Annotated in this window: 25 protein-coding genes; 24 read left to right on the forward strand and 1 reads right to left on the reverse strand. The window is 32.3% G+C overall.

What is annotated here, in order from left to right:
• The first annotated feature begins 134 nt into the window (after positions 1–134).
• The 17 genes from U472_RS04845 (at position 135) to sigK (ending at position 17,548) form a co-directional block, all read left to right on the forward strand.
• Complete coding sequence (locus U472_RS04845; protein ID WP_068716102.1) at positions 135–866, forward strand: SIMPL domain-containing protein; 732 nt, start codon at positions 135–137, stop codon at positions 864–866.
• A gap of 177 nt (positions 867–1,043) precedes the next feature.
• On the forward strand, positions 1,044–1,520 hold the full coding sequence (locus U472_RS04850) for a PRC-barrel domain-containing protein (protein ID WP_068716104.1): 477 nt from the start codon (positions 1,044–1,046) through the stop codon (positions 1,518–1,520).
• Between the two features lie 7 nt (positions 1,521–1,527).
• On the forward strand, positions 1,528–2,568 hold the full coding sequence (locus U472_RS04855) for an AI-2E family transporter (RefSeq protein ID WP_068716106.1): 1,041 nt from the start codon (positions 1,528–1,530) through the stop codon (positions 2,566–2,568).
• Between the two features lie 205 nt (positions 2,569–2,773).
• Entirely contained in the window at positions 2,774–5,395 is a 2,622-nt protein-coding gene (gene alaS, locus U472_RS04860; protein ID WP_068716108.1) for an alanine--tRNA ligase, read from the forward strand.
• 197 nt (positions 5,396–5,592) lie between these two features.
• Positions 5,593–5,841 carry an IreB family regulatory phosphoprotein gene (locus U472_RS04865; RefSeq protein WP_068716110.1) on the forward strand — a complete coding sequence of 83 codons (249 nt, stop codon included), beginning with the start codon at positions 5,593–5,595 and terminating at the stop codon, positions 5,839–5,841.
• Positions 5,842–5,858: 17 nt separating this feature from the next.
• On the forward strand, positions 5,859–8,024 hold the full coding sequence (locus U472_RS04870; RefSeq protein WP_068716112.1) for a hypothetical protein: 2,166 nt from the start codon (positions 5,859–5,861) through the stop codon (positions 8,022–8,024).
• Positions 8,025–8,097: 73 nt separating this feature from the next.
• Positions 8,098–9,345: a cell division FtsA domain-containing protein gene (locus U472_RS04875; protein ID WP_068716113.1), complete on the forward strand. Its 1,248-nt coding sequence runs from the start codon at positions 8,098–8,100 to the stop codon at positions 9,343–9,345.
• Between the two features lie 15 nt (positions 9,346–9,360).
• A complete protein-coding gene (locus U472_RS04880; protein ID WP_068716114.1) occupies positions 9,361–10,881 on the forward strand; it encodes a baseplate J/gp47 family protein in 1,521 nt (506 codons plus the stop codon).
• A 14-nt stretch (positions 10,882–10,895) separates the two neighbouring features.
• Positions 10,896–11,306 carry a Holliday junction resolvase RuvX gene (gene ruvX / locus U472_RS04885; RefSeq protein ID WP_068716115.1) on the forward strand — a complete coding sequence of 137 codons (411 nt, stop codon included), beginning with the start codon at positions 10,896–10,898 and terminating at the stop codon, positions 11,304–11,306.
• A gap of 58 nt (positions 11,307–11,364) precedes the next feature.
• Positions 11,365–11,643 (forward strand): DUF1292 domain-containing protein, encoded by a 279-nt coding sequence (locus tag U472_RS04890; protein ID WP_068716116.1) that lies wholly within the window; start codon positions 11,365–11,367, stop codon positions 11,641–11,643.
• Positions 11,644–11,784: 141 nt separating this feature from the next.
• A complete protein-coding gene (locus U472_RS04895) occupies positions 11,785–12,084 on the forward strand; it encodes a DUF4258 domain-containing protein (protein ID WP_068716117.1) in 300 nt (99 codons plus the stop codon).
• A 350-nt stretch (positions 12,085–12,434) separates the two neighbouring features.
• On the forward strand, positions 12,435–13,436 hold the full coding sequence (gene mltG / locus U472_RS04900) for an endolytic transglycosylase MltG (RefSeq protein ID WP_068716118.1): 1,002 nt from the start codon (positions 12,435–12,437) through the stop codon (positions 13,434–13,436).
• A 112-nt stretch (positions 13,437–13,548) separates the two neighbouring features.
• Positions 13,549–14,193, forward strand: a complete 645-nt coding sequence (locus U472_RS04905) for an O-methyltransferase (protein WP_068716120.1) — start codon at positions 13,549–13,551, stop codon at positions 14,191–14,193.
• Positions 14,194–15,426 carry a peptidase U32 family protein gene (locus U472_RS04910; protein ID WP_068716122.1) on the forward strand — a complete coding sequence of 411 codons (1,233 nt, stop codon included), beginning with the start codon at positions 14,194–14,196 and terminating at the stop codon, positions 15,424–15,426. It abuts the gene before it with no gap.
• Entirely contained in the window at positions 15,419–16,045 is a 627-nt protein-coding gene (gene udk / locus U472_RS04915) for a uridine kinase (RefSeq protein WP_068716124.1), read from the forward strand. Before U472_RS04910 ends, udk begins: the two co-directional genes overlap by 8 nt.
• A complete protein-coding gene (locus tag U472_RS04920) occupies positions 16,045–16,272 on the forward strand; it encodes a DUF4911 domain-containing protein (RefSeq protein ID WP_068716126.1) in 228 nt (75 codons plus the stop codon). Before udk ends, U472_RS04920 begins: the two co-directional genes overlap by 1 nt.
• 568 nt (positions 16,273–16,840) lie before the next feature.
• Positions 16,841–17,548 carry an RNA polymerase sporulation sigma factor SigK gene (sigK, locus tag U472_RS04925; RefSeq protein WP_083189816.1) on the forward strand — a complete coding sequence of 236 codons (708 nt, stop codon included), beginning with the start codon at positions 16,841–16,843 and terminating at the stop codon, positions 17,546–17,548.
• Between the two features lie 596 nt (positions 17,549–18,144).
• Here the strand turns inward: sigK and U472_RS04930 are convergent.
• Positions 18,145–18,606 (reverse strand): redoxin domain-containing protein, encoded by a 462-nt coding sequence (locus U472_RS04930; RefSeq protein ID WP_068716128.1) that lies wholly within the window; start codon positions 18,604–18,606, stop codon positions 18,145–18,147.
• 999 nt (positions 18,607–19,605) lie between these two features.
• Here U472_RS04930 and U472_RS04935 point away from each other — a divergent pair.
• The 7 genes from U472_RS04935 to U472_RS04965 all read left to right on the forward strand — a co-directional run bounded on the left by U472_RS04935 (position 19,606) and on the right by U472_RS04965 (position 22,856).
• Positions 19,606–19,833, forward strand: a complete 228-nt coding sequence (locus tag U472_RS04935) for an N-acetylmuramoyl-L-alanine amidase (protein WP_068716130.1) — start codon at positions 19,606–19,608, stop codon at positions 19,831–19,833.
• On the forward strand, positions 19,796–20,110 hold the full coding sequence (locus U472_RS04940) for a hypothetical protein (protein ID WP_068716132.1): 315 nt from the start codon (positions 19,796–19,798) through the stop codon (positions 20,108–20,110). Before U472_RS04935 ends, U472_RS04940 begins: the two co-directional genes overlap by 38 nt.
• 420 nt (positions 20,111–20,530) lie before the next feature.
• Positions 20,531–20,830, forward strand: coding sequence for a hypothetical protein (locus tag U472_RS04945; protein ID WP_068716133.1), 300 nt, complete (start codon positions 20,531–20,533; stop codon positions 20,828–20,830).
• Positions 20,831–20,902: 72 nt separating this feature from the next.
• Positions 20,903–21,403, forward strand: a complete 501-nt coding sequence (locus U472_RS04950) for a helix-turn-helix domain-containing protein (RefSeq protein WP_068716134.1) — start codon at positions 20,903–20,905, stop codon at positions 21,401–21,403.
• Positions 21,404–21,498: 95 nt separating this feature from the next.
• Positions 21,499–21,747 (forward strand): DUF6364 family protein, encoded by a 249-nt coding sequence (locus U472_RS04955; protein WP_068716136.1) that lies wholly within the window; start codon positions 21,499–21,501, stop codon positions 21,745–21,747.
• Positions 21,728–22,153 (forward strand): PIN domain-containing protein, encoded by a 426-nt coding sequence (locus tag U472_RS04960; protein ID WP_068716138.1) that lies wholly within the window; start codon positions 21,728–21,730, stop codon positions 22,151–22,153. The genes U472_RS04955 and U472_RS04960 overlap by 20 nt, the downstream gene beginning before the upstream one ends.
• A gap of 187 nt (positions 22,154–22,340) precedes the next feature.
• Entirely contained in the window at positions 22,341–22,856 is a 516-nt protein-coding gene (locus tag U472_RS04965) for a sigma-70 family RNA polymerase sigma factor (protein ID WP_083189762.1), read from the forward strand.
• The last annotated feature ends 317 nt before the right edge of the window (positions 22,857–23,173 follow it).

The following is a 23,173-nucleotide window of genomic DNA, read 5'->3' on the forward strand; positions in this document are numbered from 1 at the left end:
TTTTAGGTTATTAACAGAGTGATATTCTATCAAAAATAATGGTGATTAAAGCTTGATTTATTGAGATTTACCATTGTATTTTAATTATCAAAACTATAGAATTAAAGATATAGAGAGTAGAAGGAGGAATATTAATGACAGAGAATACAAAAATGGTATTTGTGGTTAGCATAGGGTTGATAGTATCTTCGCTGATTTTAGGAATATTCTTTTATCAGGCTCAAAAGGAAGTAAATACTATAAAGGTAGTAGGATTAGCATCTAGAGCTTTTGTAGCAGATAGAGTTAAATGGAACATAACTATAGAGGAGGAGATTTCAGAAAACAATCTCAAAAAAGGTTATCTACAATTAAAAGATAGTACTGATAAATTAAAAGCAGAGCTGAAAGCAATTGGGATCAAGCAAGAAGATATTAATACAAAACCCGTTAATGTCTATAAAGAGTATGATTATATAAATGAAAAAGGTCGAAGTAGCAAAGTTTTTAGAGGGTATAGACTACAGCAGCATTTTTATGTTATCTCAGATAAAGTAGAAGAGATAGAAGAAATTAACTTTGATCCAATCCAACTCTTAGATAAAGGAGTTATTATTGAAAACTCTAACTTACAATATTTCTATTCTAAGATTGACCAGTTGAAAAAGGATATTATATCTGAAGCAATGGTAAATGCTAAAGAAAGAGCTAATAAAATATTAGAGAATACTGATCTAAGTCTTGGCAAGACAGTATCTATCAAATCTGGAGTATTTCAGATTACAGAACCTTATTCTACTAATGTATCTAGTGGAGGGGTTTATAATACTTCTACTAAAGATAAAGAGATTCGAGTAACTGTTCATGCTGTTTTTGAGATAGATTAATTATGTTAGTATGTATAATAAAAGGGCATATTATCTAGAAATATAAGATGGAATCTACGAAAGTAGGTTCTATTTTTTTATTCTGTAGCCTTAATTAGGTTTATTTCAAAGTAACTTGGTTATAATAATTATTAGTTATTAGCTGTATATTTTGGCTAAGAACTAAGGAGGTTAATCATGAAAAGAGGTCAAGATTTAATAGGATTAGCAGTAATGGATTTGGAGATAGGTGAAGAGATAGGTGAAGTAACAGATGTATTTTTTGACCATCAATCACAGAGTATACTCGGCTTGAAGATAAAGAAGAAAAAGGGAAGGGGTGAAGACTTTATTCCCTATGAGAAGTTATATAGCTTGGGTGAAGATATGATAGTAATTGAGGATAAAACCTGTATCGGTAAATGCCAAGAAGAGTATCAAAGCCTAATAGATGAAGGAGAGGTTATTGGACATAAGGTTATTAGTGATCAAGGAGAAGAGTTAGGGATGGTTGAAGATATACTGCTAGATGATAAGGGTAAGTTGATTGCCTATGAATTAAGTGAGGGTTTAATACAGGATATTTTGAAAGGAAGAGAGACTTTAACTATTGACAATACGGTTAGCTATGGTAAAGATGCAATTATAATTGAAAGCTCAAACCGATTGTCTTAATGGAGGGATGAGATTGGGAAGTCAAGAGAAGAGAGGTATCTTATTATTAATCATCTGTCTATCTGTTTATTTCTTTTATCAAGTTAGAGCTATTTTATTTCCTTTTATATTGGCAATATTATTGGCTTACTTAATAAACCCTTTGGTTGAGGGATTGATAGACCGTGGACAACCTCGGATTGGGGCATTAATCTTTATTTTTGGTCTCTTTATTACTATCTTTTCCTTTATTTTAATAACATTCTTTCCAGCAATTATTGATGAATTAGATGCTTTAGCCCATAGATTACCCGATTATGCTATGAAGCTAGAAGGTTTGATAGACCATATTAATATCAAATATCAGCGCATTGACCTTCCTGATACTATAACTACTATTTTAGATAAATCTATCAATAGGCTAGAAGAGAATACATTGGAGTTTATACAGAAGACCAGTGGAGTACTTTTGGGATTATTATCTAGAATGTTCAGTCTAATAATGGCTCCTATTCTTGCTTTTTATCTACTAAAAGATTTAGAAGAGATTAAAGAATTTCTTTGGTCTTTACTCCCTAAAAAGAGGAGAAAAGGTATTAAGGTATTATTAGGAAGGATAGATAGTTCATTATTTGGATTCTTTAAAGGTCAATTATTAGTTAGTTTGTTAGTTGCTATTCTCTCTACCATTGGTCTATATTTATTGAATATTAAATTTTATCTAATCATTGGAGTAATAGTGGGAATATTTAATATAGTCCCTTATTTTGGTCCAATTTTGGGTGCTTTACCAGCTGTAATAATAGCTAGTTTTACATCAAGCAAATTAGTTCTTATGGTTGTTTTACTCTTTTTTGTTATTCAACAGGTTGAAGGGGGGATTATTGCTCCTAAAATTATGGGCGAGGAGGTTGGATTACACCCTATAGTAATCATCTTTTCACTTTTAGCAGGGGGGGAACTTCTTGGGATTATTGGGATGTTAATTGCTGTTCCTATTGCTGCTATTATCAAAGAACTACTTAGATATATAATTTATGAGATGCTAATCTCAGTTGACAATAGATAGCATTTTTAGTATGATAATTGTTAAGATTATATTTTCTTAATTGTGAGTAATTTTGGTATTTTAATATAAAAATATTATCATATAAATTAGGCTAAAATCTAGCTTTAAGATAATTTTAGCTAGATTTTTATCTATTTTGTAATAGTATTTATGTAGTTGAATTTAGCATTAGATCTAAACTTATTGTTACGGGAGGTTTATTTAGATGAAGAGTAGTGAGGTAAGAGAGAAATTTTTAGAGTTTTTTGAAAGTAAGGGTCATAAAATACTAGCAAGTGCACCTTTAGTTCCTCAAGATGACCCTACTTTATTATGGATTAATGCAGGAATGGCTCCTTTTAAAGATTATTTTAATGGTAGTGCTATTCCACCTAAGCGTAGGGTAAGTACGTCTCAAAAATGTATCAGAACAAATGATATTGAAAATGTAGGAAAGACTGCTAGACACCATACATTTTTTGAAATGTTAGGAAACTTCTCCTTTGGAGATTACTTTAAAGAAGATGCTATTAATTGGGCTTATGAGTTTTTAACTGAATGGATGAATTTTGATCCAGATAAATTTTGGGTATCTATCTATAAAGATGATGATGAAGCCTTTGAAATTTGGACTAAGCAAGTGGGCTTTCCTAAAGAGAGAATAGTTAGAATGGATAAGGATGAGAACTTCTGGGAGATTGGAACTGGTCCTTGTGGTCCTTGTTCTGAGATTCATTATGATCGTGGAGTAGATTATGGGTGTAGTGATGACTGTAAATTAGGTTGTGACTGTGACCGTTATTTAGAGATTTGGAATTTAGTATTTACTCAATATAATAAGACTGAAGATGGTGAATACTTAGAATTGCCTAATAAGAATATAGATACAGGAATGGGGCTAGAAAGAATAGTATCTTTATTACAAGATGCTCCAACCAACTTTGAAACAGACCTATTTATGCCAATGATAAATTACATAGCCAATACTGCTGGTGTTGAATATGGAGAATCTAAAGAGACAGATATGGCTTTAAAGGTAATCGCAGATCATATTAGAAGTATCAGCTTTGCAATTGCTGATGGTGCATTACCATCAAATGAGGGTAGAGGATATGTAGTAAGAAGAATTCTAAGAAGGGCTGTTCGTTATGCTAAGGTATTAGGTTTAGAGATTCCTTTCTTACATACAATTGTACCAATAGTTGTAGAGGTAATGGGAGATCATTATTCTCAATTGGTTGATATGGAAGAGCAGATTAAAAAGATTGTTAAGCAAGAGGAGATAAGATTTGAAGAGACTTTAGAGCAGGGGATGGATATCTTAGAAGAAGTAATTGCTGAATTGGAGAAGAAGGGTGCTAAGGTTATCCCTGGTGATAAAGTATTTACTCTTTATGATACTTATGGTTTCCCAAAGGAGTTAACTGAAGAGATAGCAGGGGAGCAAGGGTATGAGATTGACCATACTGGCTTTGAAAAATCTATGGAAGAGCAACGAAAAAGGGCTAGAGCTGCTCGGCAGGATTATGATCAAGGGCATAGTGAATTAGAGTTATATAAAGCTATTAGAGAAGAGTTAGGACAGGATGAGTTTGTTGGTTATGAAGAGTTTGAAGTGGAGACAGAGGTCTTGTCTTTGGTTAAAGAGCAAAAAGAGGTAGAAATGATATCTGCTGGGGATAAGGCACAGGTTATCTTAGCTAAGACACCTTTTTACTCCGAAGGTGGTGGACAGGCTGGTGATAAAGGAATTATCATTAATACTACTACCCAATTAAGAGTAGTAGATACCCGTCAAATTGCAGAGATGACAGTTCATGAGGTTGAAGTAGAAGAAGGTCAATTAAAGGTCAATGACCAGGTTCAAGCAATTGTCAGTCAAGAGCAAAGGACTGCTACTGCTAGACACCATACTGCTACTCACTTATTGCATAAAGCATTAAAAGAGTTCTTAGGTGATCATGTAAATCAGGCAGGTTCATTGGTTACACCAACTAGACTCCGTTTTGATTTTTCTCACTTTGAAGCTGTTAAAGACGAAGAGCTAGAGAAGATAGAGGCTAGAGTAAATGAACAGATCCTAGCTAATTTAGTTGTAGATGCTAAAGAGATGCCTATTAAAGAGGCTAAAGAGATGGGGGCTATGGCCTTATTTGGTGAAAAATACGGAGAAGAAGTGCGTGTTGTAACGGCTGGAGATTATAGTATTGAACTATGTGGGGGAACCCATGTTAGAGCTACAGGAGAGATTGGACTATTTAAGATTATCAATGAATCTGGAATAGCAGCAGGGGTTAGAAGAATTGAAGCTGTAACTGGTCATGAGGCATTAGATTATGTTAAGAAACAAGAAGAGACTATTCTTACTATTGCTGATAAATTAAAGTCTTCCCCTAAGGAAGTAGTAACTAAAGTAGAGAGCCTACAGTTACAGATTAAAGACTTAGAAAAAGAGCTTACAAGTCTAAAGGATAAGTTAGCATCCTCGCAATCTGGAGATTTAATCTCTGAAGCCCAAGATTTAAATGGTGTTAAGACTATCTTACACAGTATTGATGGTATAGATGCTGATGGGTTAAGAAAGATGGGAGATAGCCTTAAAGATAAGTTGGATTCTGGTATTGTTGTATTGGCCTCTAAGGTAGATGGCAAGGTAATCTTCATCGCTATAGTAACTAAGGATTTAGTTAAAGAAGGGTACCATGCAGGAAATATTATTCGTGAAGTTGCCAAAGTCGCTGGAGGTGGCGGTGGAGGTCGCCCTGATATGGCGCAAGCAGGTGGAAGTAGGCCAGAGAAAATAGAGGAAGCTTTAGCAAAGGCTAAAGAGTTAATATTAGCAGAATAACTTTAATAAACCTCAAGGGTATTATACCCTTGAGGTTTACAAATAATATCTACTAGATATATATTAGTAACAAGTAACAGTTCTTTGTCACTTATGATTTAGTATATAAATCTTATTTAGTAGATAAAGGAAAAATAGTTTGTATAAAGAATAGCTATAATAGGAAGACTAGAATATAAGTGTTGAGGTGAAAATTAATGAGTGATTTTGATAAAACCATGATGTTTAGAATGGACAATGAAAAAGACAGTGAAGTTACTAAGGCATTAAGAGATGTTTATGATGCTTTAGAGGAGAAAGGATATAATCCAATTGATCAGATTGTTGGATACATATTATCAGGAGATCCTGCTTACATTACAAGTCACAAGCAGGCTCGTAGTAAGATGAGAAAGTTTGAAAGAGATGAAATAATTGAAGAGTTGGTAAAGAATTATTTGAAGTAATCTTATGGAGTGATTAAATGAAACGGACTATTATCATCCTATTAATAGCTGTATTTATTCTCTTTTCTATACAGCTAAAATCTGAAGCCTTAGAGAAGAATTTTGTTCTTTTTGTTATGGATGGCGTCAGTTTATCAGAGATAAAGTCGTCGAATACACCAAATTTAGATTCCTTAATAAAAGTTGGAGCTATTGCATTGACCAACACTAGAACAGCTGGCTCTTTGGAGCCAAAGGATGTTTATTTGACTATGGGTAGTGGTGATAGGGCTAGAACTGGCGTATCTGCTTACTTGAGTTTTAATGTTGATGAAGCCTATAAAAACACTAATGTCAAAGAGCTTTATTCGATGAGAACAGGTAGACAGGATTTTGAAGCTGAAATTGTTAATATAGAGTTGGCTAGATTGATATCAACTAATAATAAAAGTGACTATCAGGCTAAAGTAGGTCAACTGGCAGATAAATTGGCTAAAGAGTCTTTAACTTTAGCTGTATTAGGTAATGCAGATATTTGGCAACAGCCAAGAAGGCATATAGCTATGTTGGGAATAAATAAATATGGTCTTATTTCTAAGGGGGATATTGGTCAGAAAATGCTCTTGGCATCTGATCAATACCCCTCTGCTTATATGACTAACCAAGATTACCTATTAGAAAAATTTGATAAATTAATAGATCAGACTGATCTATTAATTATTGAATCTGGTGATACTTCTCGACTAGAAGCAGTTAAGAGTTTATTATTAGAAGAACATTTTAAATTAGAGAAGCGGAAAACAATTGAGCAAGTAGATAAGCTATTAGGGAAGGTGAGCAAGAGATTGGATTTTAATCAGGACTATCTATTTGTGGTTATCCCTACACCATCTAAAAGAGCAGTTGCAAAAGGAGAGAAACTCTCTTTATCATTATTAGTAGGTCCTGATAGTAAAGGTTTGTTAAAGTCAGCTACAACAAAAAGAGCAGGCTTGATAAGTAACTTAGACATAGCACCGACTATCTATAGCTATTTAGGAGGAGAAGAGGAGACTTTTACAGGGTCAGCAGTAGAAGCTGTCCCTTCTAATAAATCATTAGATTATCTAATTGGGTTAAATCAAAAGATACAAAAGACCTTTGCTTGGCGACCTATTTTAATTAAGGGGTTTATCTTATTACAGATTATTACTCTTTTTTTGGTTGGTTTTATAATACTTTATAAAAAATCATCGGAAACTTTAAAGAAGGTAAGTAAATATCTTTTACTTACTCTGTTATGGATACCTTCCTTATTTCTGTTATCGAAATATTTTTTAGCTTGGAATTTAATTTTAGTAACTTTATTCTTTATCACTTTAAGCTTTTTATTGACTTATGGTTTATTAAAATTTAGTGAAAATGAATTAATTCATATCTTTGTTATCTCAACTTTGACTTGGGGTTTATTAGCACTTGACTTATGGACTGGTGCTAGACTGATAAAATTATCAGTATTAGGATATTCTCCAGTAATTGGTGCCAGGTTCTATGGGATTGGAAATGAATTTATGGGAATAATTATTGGAGCAGGAATCATAAGTTTAGCCATTTTCAAAGAGCTGAGGGAAGAATTTTCTCTCAGATTGCTATTATTATCTTTTCTATTTCTAATAGTAACGGTAGGTCATCCAAGCTTAGGAGCTAATTTTGGTGGTTTAATTACAACAGTAGTTGTTATTAGTGCTACTTATTTTTATTTAAAGGGTTATAACTTAAATTTAAAGGTATTATTTAAAATAGCTATTATACTTATAAGTATCGTCTCTTTAATTATCCTCTTAGATATTATGGGAACTGGTACTAATCAGACCCATCTTGCTAATACTATAGCAGAAATTAGAAGAGAAGGGTTGGGTACATTAATTAGTATTATCTATCGCAAAATCAGCATGAACTTAAAGCTATTAAGGTGGACAATCTGGACGAGGGTATTGTTATCCTTTGTAATTATCTTGATTATCCTATTTAAAAAGCCAAGAGGGATAATTAGGGATATTGTTGATAGTTATAGTGACCTAGCTGCTGCTTTTAAAGCTTTAATAATAGGGAGTATAGTTACGATGATGGTCAACGATTCTGGTGTTGTTGCTGCTGCAACCTTACTCTTATTTCCTATCTTTACTTTGCTCTATTTGGTATTAAATAGGATAAATAATAGATAAAATTATTATTTAAAAGAAGGAATTCGCCTCCTAATGGATAATTTTGTAATATTAGGAGGTGTTTTCTACTGTCATGATCTTTAATAATTTCTTAAAGAAAGAGAAAGATTTAGATTATCAATATCGTATAGCTTTAGATATTGGTACAGAATATGTAAAAGCGATGATAGTAAAATTTAATCAGAATAACTCTGAAATAATTGGATATAGTAGAGAGAAGCAGGATTATATTAACATGGAAGGTGGAGCTATCTCCAATATTGAAGAGGTAATTAAAATCTGTCATAAAGCTATTGAACAAGCTATAGCAATGGCAGATTATAGTCCTAGTGAAATTGTAATTGGAATTGCTGGTGAATTTGTCAAAGGGATTATTACTCAGATGAATTATACTAGATCTATACCTAAAAAGAAGATTAAGAGAAAAGAGATAGATGCTTTGGTCAAGAAGGCTCAAAAATTGGCTTTAAAATCTGTTCAGCAGGAGTTGCTAGAGGATATAGGGTTAGAGAATATTAAGGTGGAATTGGTCAATTCTTCTGTAGTAGAGATGAAGATAGATGGTTATAAAGTTACTAATCCTGAACAGTTTCAAGGAAAGAATTTAGAAGTAACTGTATTTAATACCTTTGCTCCTTTAGTTCATGTCGGTGCTTTGGAGACAATAGCTTTAAGATTAGGATATAATTTGGTAGGCATAATTGCAGAACCTTTTGCTATTGCTAAAAGTATTATGAATAATGAAGCCTATGAATTTGGGGCGATTGTGATAGATATTGGAGGAGGAACTACCGATATTGCTCTAATTAGAAATGGGGGTATAGAAGGGACTAAGATGTTCAGTTTAGCAGGTCGGGATTTTACTAAAAGTTTGGCTAGAAGTTTTAATTTAACCTTAGAAGATGCTGAGAGGTTAAAGGTTGCTTATTCTAGTTCAGAGAGTGATGAACCTAATAAAGAGATTGAAGCTGTTTTAAAGCCTGATCTTGATTTATTATACGAAGGAATTGAGCTAGCTTTAGCTAGTCTAGCAAAATCAGAGGCTTTGCCTCAAAGAGTATATCTATGTGGTGGAGGAAGTGCTTTAAGTGGTTTGTTTGATGGAATTAGGCAGAGAAAGATGTATGAAAATCTACCTTTTTTCAAAAAACCTGAGATAAGATTATTAGATGCTGAAGATATTAAAGGGGTTGAAGATAAGGTAAACCTATTAAGAGGTGCAGAGAATGTAACACCAAAGAGTTTGGCTTTACAGTCGACTAAGGTTAAAGAAGTTGAAGAGAATAATATATTTCAGAAGATAGTGGCTAATTTTGGTTAGTTAGGGGTGATAAGATTGGAAAATTATATTAAACTTTATATAGACCCTGATGAACCACTGAATTCATTTCTAGATAAGATTAAGTCAGCAGAAGAAGATAAGGTAGTAGTTATAGTACATAGAAAGTCACCAATATTTGTCGGTCAGGTAAATATAGAGTTAATTAAAAAATATGCAAAAGAGGCAGAGAAAGAGTTAATTTTTATAACCAATAATAAGAAGATTAAAAATATATTGTCAAGGGTAGGTTTTGAGGTCTATTCTAAAGTAAAGGAGTTTGAAGATAATCAAGATGAGGAAGTGGAGGATATAAATGAATCAGAAAGAGAGTCCTTATTTACTTTAGATCAATATTCAACGGCTAAAAGAAAGTCTAAGAAGAGAAGAAAGCTAAAGAAGGGATTATTTTTTGCTACCGCATTATTAGTAGCGATAATTTGGGTTTATTTTGCTTTTCCAGTAATAACTGTTGAGATTCAACCAACTATCAAAGATAAAGTATTAATCAGTCAGATTAGAGCTTTAGAGAACCTTCCAACTATAGATTGGGCTACTAGTACAATCCCATTAATTAAGAAAGAAGTAAACTTAGAAGAGGAGCTAGTCTTCCAAAGTACTGCTACTAAAGAGATTGGTGTTAAGAAAGCAACAGGAGTTTTAACTTTGATTAATAGCAATCGTAAGAATATAACCATACCTGCAGGGACCTTAGTCAGTACAAGAAATGGGGTCAAATTTAAGACTAAAGATAAGGTGGTTGTTCCATCATCAAAATTGGAGAAGTTTATGAATGTAGTTGTAGGTGTAGATGCAGGAAGAGCTGAGGTCAATATAGAAGCATTATACAAAGGGGTGCATGGGAATATCAGTAAGGGGAGGATAGTCAACTTTGTTAACAAGGATTATCCTGTGAAGATAGTTAATCCAGAAGCAACTTATGGAGGGCAGAATCAACTGGTAAAGGTAGTCTCTCAAGCTGATTTGGAGAATGCTTTAAGTCAAACAAGGGACAAGCTCTTACAGAGAGCAAAGGAAGATTTAAAGAACAAATTTGACTCCAATCTAATCTTTTTTAAAGATGAAATTAAGGTTGCTGAGCCTAAGCTTTATACCAATAATAAAGTTGGAGAGATAACAAATGAGTTAGTAGTTAAAGGAGAAGTCAAAATTACAGGTTTTGCAGTAGAAAAAAAAGGATTAAAGAGCTTAGTATTTAAATTATATAAAGATAGCCTTGAAGATAAATTTGTCCTTAACAGACCACAAATTACTATTAAAGAGGTTAAAATTGATAAAGTAGCCCAAAATGAAATTAATTTCAGAGTCAAGAGTATGGGTCAAGTTGTAGGTAAGATTAATAAAGAGTATATTGTTAATCAGATATTAGGTAAAAGAGTGGAAGAGGCTAAAGCATTAATGGATAGTATGTTAGAGATAGATAGTTATCAGATAAAACCTGTTAATCAAGTAAACTTACCACAATTTAAATATGGAATCAATTTAGTGGTTGATGGAGAGAATGGTTATAGTAATTGAAGGGAGTAACTAAGATGAAGATTATGGGCTTAGATGTTGGAGATGTGAGAACAGGAGTTGCAGTAAGTGATGCCTTAGGTTGGACAGCTCAGGGTAAAGAGGTAATAAAATCTAAAGGCTTAGAGGAAGATATAGAATATATAGCTTCTTTAGTGGAAAAATATAATGTAGAGAAGGTTGTAGTTGGGTTACCTAAAAATATGAATGGTTCCTTAGGACCTAGAGCTGAGAAGGTGCTAAACTTTGTGGAGAATTTAAAGGACAGGATAGATTTGCCGGTAATAACTTGGGATGAAAGGTTGTCTACAGTGGCAGCTGAAAGAACTTTAATCCAAGCAGATTTAAGTAGAAAGAAGAGAAAAGAAGTTATCGATAAGATGGCAGCAGTAGTGATTTTACAAAATTATTTAGATAGTATAAGTTGATAATTGGTATTAATTATCAATTATTAAGTAACGAATAATTAAACTAGAGGTGATTAGAATGGCAGAAAATGAAGGTGTAATTAAGTTGATCGATGAAGAAGAAGGTATTGTTGTATTAGAGGAGTATGATGGAGAAGAGAATCGTTATGAGATAGTAGTAGTTCTTGATATAGATGATGATACCTATTTAATTATAGTACCTGAAGATGATGATACAGAAGAAGGTTTTGCTCTTAAAGTAGTTGAGAATGAAGATGGTGATACCTTCTATGAACCAGTAGTCGATGAAGAGGAGCTAATGAGGATAGAAGAAGAATTAGCTAAGGAAGATGAATAGAATTTAAGTTGTTTATAAAATCTTTTGAATTTAGATATGATAAATAACCTAAATACTTCCCTCCTATCTTTAGGTATAGAGTATAAAATTTAATTTTATTGTCAATACTGTTAATAGTACTTTTAAAAGAGGGGGGGTTAGATGTTATTAACTGAATGTATTTTAGAGGATAAATATTTTAGAGTAGAGAGTACAACCCATGCCTTAAAGCGTATGGAGGAGAGGGATATCAATCAGAATTTGGTTACTGCAATTATTCTTAGCCTAGATAAAAAGTTACTTGATTATAATGATACTGGGGAAGAGGTTGCAGTAATCGATCAAGAGAACAATTTGGCTGTAATTATTGAAGTTAGGGAATTTAAAGCGGTAGTAATCACAGTTATTGATCGGGCTAACATACATATTAAAGATGGTACACGGCTTGAAGAAATAGCTTGATATACAAAGCATCTTAGGTCTTTAAAGACTAAGGTGCTTTTTTTCTTTAGTGATATTTCTATTCTCTTTGATAAGAGTTAATGACTTTTGTTGATAATTAAAATCAGATTGTTTATAATAGAGTAAGGAATTAAATTGATGTCAATGGCAAGTGACTAGTGATGAGTATAAATGAAATTCAAAAAGTTAAAATATTTTAGGTTTTGTTTTAGACTTGTCTAATTTAGGATTAAGATGGAATTTAAGTAAGAACTTTATTAGGGTACTTAGTCTTAAAGTTAAATTTAGAATCTTTATAGAAATTTGATTTTTATTTAAAGTTATAAGTTTACGTAAAGGGGGGGATTAAAATGCAAGTTAAAAGATCAGTTAAATACTTCAGTTGGCTAATGTTGTTGTTATTTATTATGAATTTAATCTTCTTTAGTTACGGACGACAGTTATTAGAGCCTGTTAGTAGTAAAGCAATAGCAGATGAGATTATTGAAATAGAATCAGGTTCCTCCCTAGAGAAGGTTACTAATCAATTAGATGAAAAAGGTTTAATTAAAGATCCTTTAGCATTTAAAGTTTATTTAAGGATTAGAGGTTTAGCAACTAAGATACAAGCAGGGTATTATAAGTTAAGCTCTAATATGTCAGCTATTGAGATTGCGGACAAGCTAGTTAAAGGTAAAGCAGCAACTTATAAAGTTACTCTGCCAGAAGGAATAACTATAGAGGAGCTAGGAGATCTTTTAGCTCAAAGAGGTTTGAATAAGGAACGTTTTTTATCTTTGGCTAAAGATAAGGAATTTAATTTATTCTCTACACCTTCTACTGTTAAGTATAATTTAGAGGGATTTTTATTTCCTGAAACTTATCAGATTCCTTATGGTGCTGATGAAGAAGAGATAATAGATATTATGTTAGCTGAATTTAAAAGAAGGGTTAAAGCTTTAGAAGAAGAGATTGAAAAGAGTGAATATAGTCTATATGAGATTATTACGATTGCTTCTTTAATTCAGGCAGAAGCCCAGATAGAAGATGAAGCTCCAATAATAGCAAGTGTCATCTATAATCGGTTGAATAGAGGGATGAAGTTACAGTTAGATGCTACGGTACAGTATAGTCTACCAGAGCGTAAAAGTAGGCTATTATATAGTGACCTTAAAGTTGATTCAGAGTATAACACTTATCAGAATTCAGGGTTACCTCCAGGTCCTATCAATAATCCTGGAATTGATATGATTAAGGCTGCTTTAAATCCTGAAACTACCGATTATTTATATTATGTTGTTACAGAAAAGGGTAGACATACCTTTACTAAGAGTTATCAAGAGCATTTAGAGGTACAAAGAGGATTAAAGTAAAGTTAATAACGTTATAATAATAGCTAAGATGGGGTTTAAGTCTGAGTTTATACGGTTATTGCTATTACTAAAACTTAGACTTAAACACAAACTTAATACAAGGGGTGCTACAATGAGTAATCTTGTCCAAGAGTGGATTGTTAAATATTTACGAGAGAAACAACCAGACAGGGAAGGTAAGTTTAGAGAGATTGAAGAATCAGCATTAGAACGTGGATTTCCTATTATAGAGCCAGAAGTAGGAAATCTATTAAACCTTTTAGTTAAATTACATAAACCTAAGAGAATTTTAGAGATAGGTGCAGCTATTGGGTATTCGACTTTATGGTTGGCTAGAGATTTGAACGGAGAGATCGTTACAATTGAGTTGAATGAAGCTTCAGCTAAGGAGGCTCAAGATAATTTTGATACTTTAGGATATGATAATATCAAACTATTGACAGGGAATGCTTTAGAGATTTTACCTACCTTAGAAGGAAAATTTGATTTTATATTTATAGATGCTGCTAAAGGTCAATATCCTAATTTTTTAGAAGAGAGTTTAAGGTTGATTAATGATGGTGGTCTAATCATAGCTGATGATGTTTTATTTAAGGGAATGATTGCTGATGACCGCTTTTATCATCCAAGATATAATACTTTGACCAGAAGGTTGAGAGAGTATGTAGATACGATTATGGATCATCCTTTATTAGATTCATCGATAGTTCCACTAGGAGATGGACTAGCAATCAGTATTAAAAAGGAGGAAGAATAGATGCAATTACCAGAACTATTAGCTCCAGCAGGGACTTTAGAAAAATTGAAGATAGCGATATTATATGGTGCAGATGCAGTTTATTTAGGTGGAGAGGCTTATGGAATGAGAGAGAAGGCGGGAAACTTCACTTTAGAAGAGATGGAAGAGGGGTTAGACTTTGCCCATGAGCGTGGAGTTAAGGTCTATGTGACGGCTAATATCATCCCTCATAATGAAGACCTTGAAGGTTTACCTGAGTATATTAAAGAGATAGACAAAATTGGGGTAGATGGGGTTATTGTAGCTGATCCTGGTATCTTTGCTATAGTTAAAGAGGCTGCTCCTGAATTAGAGGTTCATATCAGTACTCAGGCTAATAATACTAACTGGCGTAGTGCCCAATTCTGGAAGAGTCAAGGTGCAAAAAGGATCGTTGCTGCTAGAGAGATATCCCTAGAAGAGATTAAGAAGATCAAAGAGAAGGTAGATATTGATATAGAAGCCTTTGTCCATGGGGCCATGTGTATCTCTTATTCAGGTCGTTGCTTATTGAGTAATTATATGAATGGTAGAGATGCTAATAAGGGAGCATGTGCTCATTCTTGCCGCTGGAAGTATACTTTAATGGAGGAGAAGCGGCCTGGTGAGCATTATCCTATCTATGAGAATGACCGAGGAACCTTTATCTATAACTCTAAAGATCTCTGTATGATAGAGTATATACCAGAGTTAATCGAAGCTGGGATAGATAGCTTTAAGATAGAAGGTAGGATGAAGAGTCTCCATTATGTAGCAACAGTTACTAATGTCTATCGTAGGGCTTTGGATGCTTATGCTAAAGACCCAGAGAACTATCAATTTAAACCAGAGTGGCTAGACGAGTTAAGAAAGATTAGCCATCGTAATTATACAACTGGTTTTTATTTTGATAAACCCACTGGTACAGAGCAGAATTATGATGACTATGGTTTCCATAGAAGTTATGATTATATGGGGGTCGTTCGTGATTATCTTCCAGAGAGTCAAGAAGCGGTGATTGAGGTAAGAAGTAAGTTCTTCCAAGGTGATGTTGTAGAGTTTTTTGGTCCAAGGACAGATACCTTCTCTCAAAAGCTAGATTATATTAAAAATGAAGATGGGGAAGAGGTCCCCGATGCTCCCCATCCTCACCAATTAATTACAGTTAAGGTAGATAATCCAGTTGAAGAGTATGATTTAGTCAGAAGAGAAAAAGGTGATGGTGATGAGTAAGCCTGTTCTAATAGGGTTGACAGGGGGAACAGGTTCAGGTAAGACCACAGTAGCTAAAACGATTATAGAGGAGTTAGGTCATAATAATATAGTCTTGATTCAGCAGGACTCTTATTACAAGGATCAAAGCCATCTCTCCTTTGAAGAGAGAATTAAGACCAATTATGACCATCCCTTTGCTTTTGATACTGAGCTGTTAATTGAGCATTTAGAGGATTTAATGGCTGGTAAGAGTATTGAAAAGCCTGTTTATGATTTTTCTAAGCATACCCGTACCAATGAGACAGTTACAATTGATTCTTGTGATGTGATTGTTTTAGAAGGTATTTTAGTCTTAGAGAATGAGAAGTTAAGGAATATGCTCGATATTAAAATTTATGTAGATACAGATAATGATGTCAGATTTATTCGTAGATTATTAAGGGATACTGAAGAGAGGGGTAGAACTATGGATTCAGTGGTCAATCAATATCTAGGAGTGGTTCGTCCGATGCACCAACAATTTATCGAACCGACTAAGAAGTATGCAGATATTATTATCCCTGAAGGTGGTTATAATAAAGTGGCTATTGATATCTTAGTTACTAAGGTTAAATCTATTCTTAAGGAGTTAAGTTAATGAAGGGTACTATTGGATTTCAGGTTAAGGTGGAGAAGGATGAATTATATTTTGTAGATAATGTTTTAAAGGCTTATGAAGGTTTGGCTTTAACTACAGTAGTAGGAGTTAAAGGTGAGATAGGGATTTTGAATTTAGAGGCAACAGAGGGTACTAAGGATGATGTATTAGAGATATTGGAGAATTTACAGAAGCAAGTTGAGTTGGAGATAGTTGAAGGAGAATAAGTTATCTAAAGAGACAGCATTGACTATATCCCTAAATAGGGCTAGAAGCTTAGGGTAAATCAGTCTTTGCTGTCATTTTTCTATGTAAAATCTAAACTTGGTACTTTAGAAAATCATATTGCAATAAATCAAATTATTTACAATTTACGCCCCAGGGTTGTCTATTCTTACTTGAAGGGGCTTTAATAGCTATTCTAATAATTGTTCTATAGTATCTTGATAGTATTCATAATATATGTTGGAAATACCTTCTTAAATGTAAGTAAACTCAATTAATCATTACCTCTCCATACTTATTATGGTGCTAGATATAACTTACTTTTCATTAAATCTGCTCCTATAATTAGATATTTAAAATTTCTTATCTAAAGCAATAATGATAAATTTCACAAATTAACTTAGATATGACAAATAAAATAAAAAATCCTCGCTAAAAATCTTGCATAATTTACAAAATAAACTTGAACTGGAGATAGTTAAAGGGGAATAAATCTCGTGGACAGGCACAATTGAGTATATCACCTCATATAGATATAAATAGGAGTGAAACTTGGGAGGTGAATGGTCTTTGGTGCCTTCTTTTTTGGTTGAGTTATGCTCAACATTAATGGATGGCTTAATGTTTCTAGTATCATATATCTCTAATGGTACTACCTTTGCACAGCCTCTATCCAAAGAGGAAGAGGAAGAGTGTTTGATGAGATTGGCTGAAGGGGATTTAGCAGCTAAGGATAAGCTAATTGAACATAATATGAGATTAGTAGCTCATATTGTTAAGAAATTTGAAAATACTAAAGAAGATAATGAAGACTTGATCTCAATTGGGACTATTGGACTAATTAAGGCAATTGATAGCTTCAATCCCAATAAGAATACTAGATTAGCAACCTATTCAGCCAGATGTATTGAAAACGAGATTTTGATGCATTTAAGAAAGACTAAGAAGTTAAATAATGAGAAGTTGATGCATGAACCGATTGGTTCTGATAAGGAAGGTAATGAGATTAAATTAATTGATATCTTAGGAACAGCAGTAGATGTGGTTAGCGAAAAGGTCGAATTGGCAATGAAAGAAGAGACTTTATATGAGAAGCTCAAAGAATTAGATAGTAGAGAAAGAAAGGTATTAGAATTGAGATATGGGCTTCAGGATGGGCAAGAGAAGACCCAAAGAGAGATTGCCAATAGACTCAATATATCTCGCTCTTATGTCTCTAGAATTGAGAAGAAAGCTGTTAATAAATTATATAAAAAGTTTACAGTAGAAGGCTACTAGATTTATTCTAGTAGTTCTTTTTTTATAAGGATGTGGGGTTTATTATAACCTAGATTAGAGCTGTTTTTAATTACTAGCTAGGATTAAAGATAATATATAGAGACCGATAAATATTTTAGATTAACAGTTACGAGTAATAGTAAAAGACTAAAATAATTTTTTTGTAACGAATCTTACGAATTGACGCGAATTAAAATTAAAAGCTTTCAAATTTTTAGTTTAGTCTGTTAATGTCTAATTCACCCCAAGAGTACTTCTTCGGATAAATCCCCTCAGGGCGTTGTTAAATTAATTTAAATTATTTTTCATGTTCTATATAGTATTAGATTTCCTTATTCAGCAAGTCAGTGTTATCGGGTAAAGAAGAGAGCATTGGAAAAATTGGAGGAGAGTATTGGAGATTTGATTCGAGTATAGAGAAGATAATAATCCTAGATTTTAGTTAATCAAGAATTATTATCTTTATCTATGTAAAGAATTTAAAAGTGAATTATCTTTAGTTTTAAATAACATAAAGTAGTTATCATTTTTTAATCAAAATAAGAAAAATATAGTGTCTAGCTAATCAGAGTATATACCTTATTTGTAATGGTGGCTTAATTACTTGATAAAACTTGCAGGACTTCATTGATATCTGGCAGTTGTCCTGATGGATAAACTTTGACCCATTGTACATTGCCATCTTCATCAATGATGATATTAGCTCGCTCAGATACTCCTTTAGTCTCATTAAATATCCCATAATCTCGGGCAATTTTACCGTGGGGCAGAAAATCAGCTGGTAGACTAACGTTATTAATCTGGAGTGCTGTTGCCCATACTTTTTTACAAGGCTGTGAATCTACACTGAATCCTAGGGGGATGGTATTGAGATTCTGAAAGTTTCCCCAATTAGTTTCCAATGCTCGCATTTGGTCAGTACAAACTGGTGTCCAGGCCAAGGGATGCCAAGAAAGAAGTACCTTTTTTCCTTTATAGGCAGATAAACTTATGTTTTGATTTTTATTATCCTTTGCAGTAAAGTCTGGTGCTTTTGTGCCTACTTCAATTGGACTCATAGAATCTTCCTTTCATTTTTATTCTTGTGGATTACTTTTATATATGGTTTCCTAAATAAAAGATTTTATGTAAAGTCAAAATTATTGCAGCAATTCAATATTATCGGTGAAATAGTATTGGGGACTTGGTTTGAGGTCAGGTCACTATAATGTAATAGATTTAATAGAGGTGTAATAATAATTTTATAGAATGATAAAGTAGAGTGAAACCACATTTTTACTAAGTTAATGTTATAGATGATTATATTAAATATTTAACTTTATTATAGGGGGAATTATATGTTTTTAGTAGTTGAATTGTTAAATAGAAGTTTAGATATTTATTTAGACTTGATAGATTAAAGTTGGTATAAAGTTGGAAGATATAAGATCTAAATCATTTCCATATCGAAAGAGATCCAAATTAAAAGTAAGGTTTCTATTAAATTTTTTGATGAGCTTGAAACTTCGTCTAAACTAGCTAATATTATCTGCAACTCAGCTTGATATAAAATTGAAAGATATAAGGGTTAAATCATTGATATTAAGTAGTGATTGATCCCTGGTGATTAATAATTAGTAAAAATAAAATATTCAAAAGATTTAAAGTCAAGAGCAGAGATTGCTTTTGGCTTTGTTTTTTATCCTCATAAAAAATTGATAAGGAGTGCTTAGATTGAAATTAATATATAAAAGAAATATTATTATGTTTAACTTGGTTAACAGGATGGTGGTTAATTACATTAGCAGTAGCAAATTTATTCGGTGAGTGGATTTGGGAGCTAAGTGGTGGATTATTACTATTGGGATTGGTAGGCTATAGGTTTATCTTTAAAATTATGGTTGATGGGTTATATGTTTTATCTTTAGATGATAAAGAAGAGAATATTAAGGGATAGAGGATAGAATACAGAGGACATAGGATAGTGAAGATCAAGATCTTTAAAGATTTTGATCTTTTATTTTTAACTATCCTTTATACTCTATCCCTTATCCTCTGCATTTAAAAGAAGTGGTCAAATGAAAATTATCATAGATCCAGGGCATGAAGGCAAAGATTCTGGTGCTATGGGTAAGTTTTCTTGTGAAAAGGATATTAACTTGAAACTATCTAAATTGATTGGATTTTTGTTGAAACATTTAGGATATGAAGTTAAGTTAACATGTGATAAAGATTGTCTTCCAATCTGGGCTAAGAGGGTTGAGTCTAGTGAGAAAATGGAAGCTAGGCTTGGAGCCTTATTTTAGGACGGGAGCTTTTATTTTGGCTGAGGTTGATAATGTGATTGATGGTATTTTATTGGAGGTTCCTGAGAATGATTCGTTGAATAGCATTAATGATCTCTTGGATAAGGTGTTGAGTGAGTTGGAGGAGGCTGGTTATGAGATTGGTAATGAGAATAAGAAGAAAATTGAGAATAGGTTCAAGGCTAAGGTGCAGAAGGAAGAGGGGGTGAGGTTGAAGCTTGATGAAGACGAGTATAAAATTAAATATGGTGTTAATTTTCAGGTGAAAAAGAAATAATGAATATTGTAAAAGAAAAAATATAAATGGCTAAAAATGAGAAACCTCCTAGGGGATTAATCCTTGGGAGGTTTTTTTATTTAAAGGAAATTAATGCTTTTATGTAGTAATATTATGGTATAGAAAATTATGGTGTATTTATATAATCTTAGAAGAGGTGAACTTTTTAGTGAAAATAGTAGAGTCTATTAAATTTGATTTAAATAATTATCAAAAGTCTTATAAATTTATTGTTTATAAGGCTTTTTTGATTTAGCAAAGGAAGGAATAGTTAAAATTAATGAGCTTATTAAATATTTTCAAGGCTTCTATTTAGATAGAAAAATAAGAGGCTTAGATGTAGAAGAAGATAATACCGCTTTAGAAATAAAGAATATTGAGAATACAAGTTTTAATAAATTGAAGAATTATGTTAGAAGGATGCCTTTAGATAAGATAGATTATTTAATGGAAGATAACGATTTAGTAAAAATGGATCAAGATCTATGGAGTCAACTAACACTGGATAATATATTTGAATTACAAGAGTATATAGATAAAAGGATAGAAGATTACTTTAATGAAAGAACTGGAGGATGTAAAATGGCTATACCTGATATGAGCAGAGAAGATATCATAAAAGCATTAAATAAATTTGATCAGAATTATCGAGATACTGAAGAGTGGATAGATTTTACTTTAGACAAGAGGCATAAATATAGGCTCGTGATTTTAGACTGAAATTTTCCAGTATTAATCTTGCCCAAAAAGATTTATAATTAAGCTAACTTATATATAAAGGAGCTATTATAAATGGGCAGAAAATTCATTGAAGTTAAAACATTACACAGATATACTATTGAAGAATTACAACAATTAGCCTCTGAAACTACTAGCGAATATACTAATTCCGTATTAATGGCAGTTATTATGCGTTACAATGGTGTCGATACTACAGTTATTATGAATACTTTAGGAAAATCTCGGTCTACTATAACAAGATATATCAATCAATGGAATGATAGTCCTTTAAATATAATTGACCAACGTGGTGGTAATATACCAAGTGAATTAACAGTAGAAATTGTTGAAGATATTAAATATATAGTTGTAAATAAAAAACCTAATGATTTTGGTTATATCCAAAATGTATGGACTAGTGCTTTACTTGCTAAATATGTTGAAGATAAATATGGTCCTAAATATTCTTCTTCTGAAGAATTATCAAATGAATTGATAAGATTCTCTAATTATGCTAATAGTAATCCTGAAAAAATAAAACAACGTGCAGGGGCTAGAAATTATTTTGGATAAATTTCATTTTAGATTCACAAATCTATAAACTGACATAACACAATTGAAGTTTAAAACGTATAATGATATAATAGTATACGTAAGGAGGAGATGCTATGAAAGATAAATTGACATTAAGTATTGAAAAAGATGTAATTGAGTTTGCTCATCAATTTTCTAAAGAAACAAATCAGTCTATTTCTAGTATAGTAGAGAAACATTTGATGGATTTAAAGAATGTTCAAGATAAAGAATATGAAGTTAGTTCAAGGGTAAAAAAGCTTAGTGGTTTTTTTGAAGATAAAGATTTTCCAGAGGATAAGAAAGAAATGAGGAGAATGTTTCATGAAAAGAGTGATAATTGATATTAATGTAATTATGGATTTAGCTCTTGAAAGGAATGGTTTTAAAGCAGCGGAGAAAGCGATTGATAGTTGTGTTAGAGGAAAGTTTAAAGGTTATGTTTGCTCACATGAAATAACTACTTTAGCTTATTTATTACAAAGACATTTTCAAACGAAGAGGGTTAAATATTTTCTTCGCGAGATTTTAGATATTTTTGAGGTATTACCTGCAACAGGTGAGACTTTGAAAAGTGCTTTGGATTCTAAAATCAAAGATTATGAGGATGCGGTAATAGAAGTAAGTGCTTTAGAGAATAAGGTTGATTATATAGTTACGAGGAATTTAAAGGATTTTAAAAATAGTAGGGTTGAAGCATTAAGTCCTGAAGAGTTTATTTTGACTGATGCTATTATAGAGACGAAATGATATTTTATGGAGATTGAAGGTGAGTTATGGGAGTATTTAGGAATAAAGAAGTTTTTAAATTTATGATCATTTACTCTAGTATTATTTTAGATATAGAATATAAATAAAAATTGCTGTTAGAGACTAGTCTCTAACAGCAATTTTTATTTTTGTATGGGACATCAATCCAAGGCATAACTAACACAATATATATTGTAACAATACTACACTAGTTAATACTAAAGAAGATAATGAAGACTTGATCTCAATTGGGACTATTGGACTAATTAAGGCAATTGATAGCTTCAATCCCAATAAGAATACTAGATTAGCAACCTATTCAGCCAGATGTATTAAAAACGAGATTTTGATGCATTTAAGAAAGACTAAGAAGTTAAATAATGAGAAGTTGATGCATGAACCGATTGGTTCTGATAAGGAAGGTAATGAGATTAAATTAATTGATATCTTAGGAACAGCAGTAGATGTGGTTAGCGAAAAGGTCGAATTGGCAATGAAAGAAGAGACTTTATATGAGAAGCTCAAAGAATTAGATAGTAGAGAAAGAAAGGTATTAGAATTGAGATATGGGCTTCAGGATGGGCAAGAGAAGACCCAAAGAGAGATTGCCAATAGACTCAATATATCTCGCTCTTATGTCTCTAGAATTGAGAAGAAAGCTGTTAATAAATTATATAAAAAGTTTACAGTAGAAGGCTACTAGATTTATTCTAGTAGTTCTTTTTTATTAAGTGGGTGGATATGACCTGGTAGTATTCATTCTACTTGAATTCTTCAAAGATGTATGTTAATATTAATATATAATTTTGAAAGTGAGGGTTGTAAATGTATATTTATTTCATGAGGCTTCGCAAATTTATTGGATAATTACAATAAACTAAATATAATATAAGGCATAAACCTAGGCTGAAGAATCAGAAAAACTAGGTCTATTTTGTTATGCTTTATTTGCGGATTCTTGATGAACATTTATACAAACCCCTTTAATTAATAGTATATAACTCAAAACTGTATTCTATA

Source organism: Orenia metallireducens (genome assembly GCF_001693735.1).
Classification (GTDB): Bacteria; Bacillota; Halanaerobiia; order Halobacteroidales; family Halobacteroidaceae; genus Orenia; species Orenia metallireducens.

Excerpts from the sequence above, each read along its gene's own strand:
- U472_RS04845 (WP_068716102.1), top strand. The coding sequence starts at position 135 with ATGACAGAGAATACAAAAATGGTATTTGTGGTTAGCATAGGGTTGATA.
- U472_RS04850 (WP_068716104.1), top strand. The coding sequence starts at position 1,044 with ATGAAAAGAGGTCAAGATTTAATAGGATTAGCAGTAATGGATTTGGAG.
- U472_RS04855 (WP_068716106.1), top strand. The coding sequence starts at position 1,528 with ATGAGATTGGGAAGTCAAGAGAAGAGAGGTATCTTATTATTAATCATC.
- alaS (WP_068716108.1), top strand. The coding sequence starts at position 2,774 with ATGAAGAGTAGTGAGGTAAGAGAGAAATTTTTAGAGTTTTTTGAAAGT.
- U472_RS04865 (WP_068716110.1), top strand. The coding sequence starts at position 5,593 with ATGAGTGATTTTGATAAAACCATGATGTTTAGAATGGACAATGAAAAA.
- U472_RS04870 (WP_068716112.1), top strand. The coding sequence starts at position 5,859 with ATGAAACGGACTATTATCATCCTATTAATAGCTGTATTTATTCTCTTT.
- U472_RS04875 (WP_068716113.1), top strand. The coding sequence starts at position 8,098 with ATGATCTTTAATAATTTCTTAAAGAAAGAGAAAGATTTAGATTATCAA.
- ruvX (WP_068716115.1), top strand. The coding sequence starts at position 10,896 with ATGAAGATTATGGGCTTAGATGTTGGAGATGTGAGAACAGGAGTTGCA.
- U472_RS04890 (WP_068716116.1), top strand. The coding sequence starts at position 11,365 with ATGGCAGAAAATGAAGGTGTAATTAAGTTGATCGATGAAGAAGAAGGT.
- U472_RS04895 (WP_068716117.1), top strand. The coding sequence starts at position 11,785 with ATGTTATTAACTGAATGTATTTTAGAGGATAAATATTTTAGAGTAGAG.
- mltG (WP_068716118.1), top strand. The coding sequence starts at position 12,435 with ATGCAAGTTAAAAGATCAGTTAAATACTTCAGTTGGCTAATGTTGTTG.
- U472_RS04905 (WP_068716120.1), top strand. The coding sequence starts at position 13,549 with ATGAGTAATCTTGTCCAAGAGTGGATTGTTAAATATTTACGAGAGAAA.
- U472_RS04910 (WP_068716122.1), top strand. The coding sequence starts at position 14,194 with ATGCAATTACCAGAACTATTAGCTCCAGCAGGGACTTTAGAAAAATTG.
- udk (WP_068716124.1), top strand. The coding sequence starts at position 15,419 with ATGAGTAAGCCTGTTCTAATAGGGTTGACAGGGGGAACAGGTTCAGGT.
- U472_RS04920 (WP_068716126.1), top strand. The coding sequence starts at position 16,045 with ATGAAGGGTACTATTGGATTTCAGGTTAAGGTGGAGAAGGATGAATTA.
- U472_RS04930 (WP_068716128.1), bottom strand. The coding sequence starts at position 18,606 with ATGAGTCCAATTGAAGTAGGCACAAAAGCACCAGACTTTACTGCAAAG.
- U472_RS04935 (WP_068716130.1), top strand. The coding sequence starts at position 19,606 with ATGAAAATTATCATAGATCCAGGGCATGAAGGCAAAGATTCTGGTGCT.
- U472_RS04945 (WP_068716133.1), top strand. The coding sequence starts at position 20,531 with ATGCCTTTAGATAAGATAGATTATTTAATGGAAGATAACGATTTAGTA.
- U472_RS04950 (WP_068716134.1), top strand. The coding sequence starts at position 20,903 with ATGGGCAGAAAATTCATTGAAGTTAAAACATTACACAGATATACTATT.
- U472_RS04955 (WP_068716136.1), top strand. The coding sequence starts at position 21,499 with ATGAAAGATAAATTGACATTAAGTATTGAAAAAGATGTAATTGAGTTT.
- U472_RS04960 (WP_068716138.1), top strand. The coding sequence starts at position 21,728 with ATGAAAAGAGTGATAATTGATATTAATGTAATTATGGATTTAGCTCTT.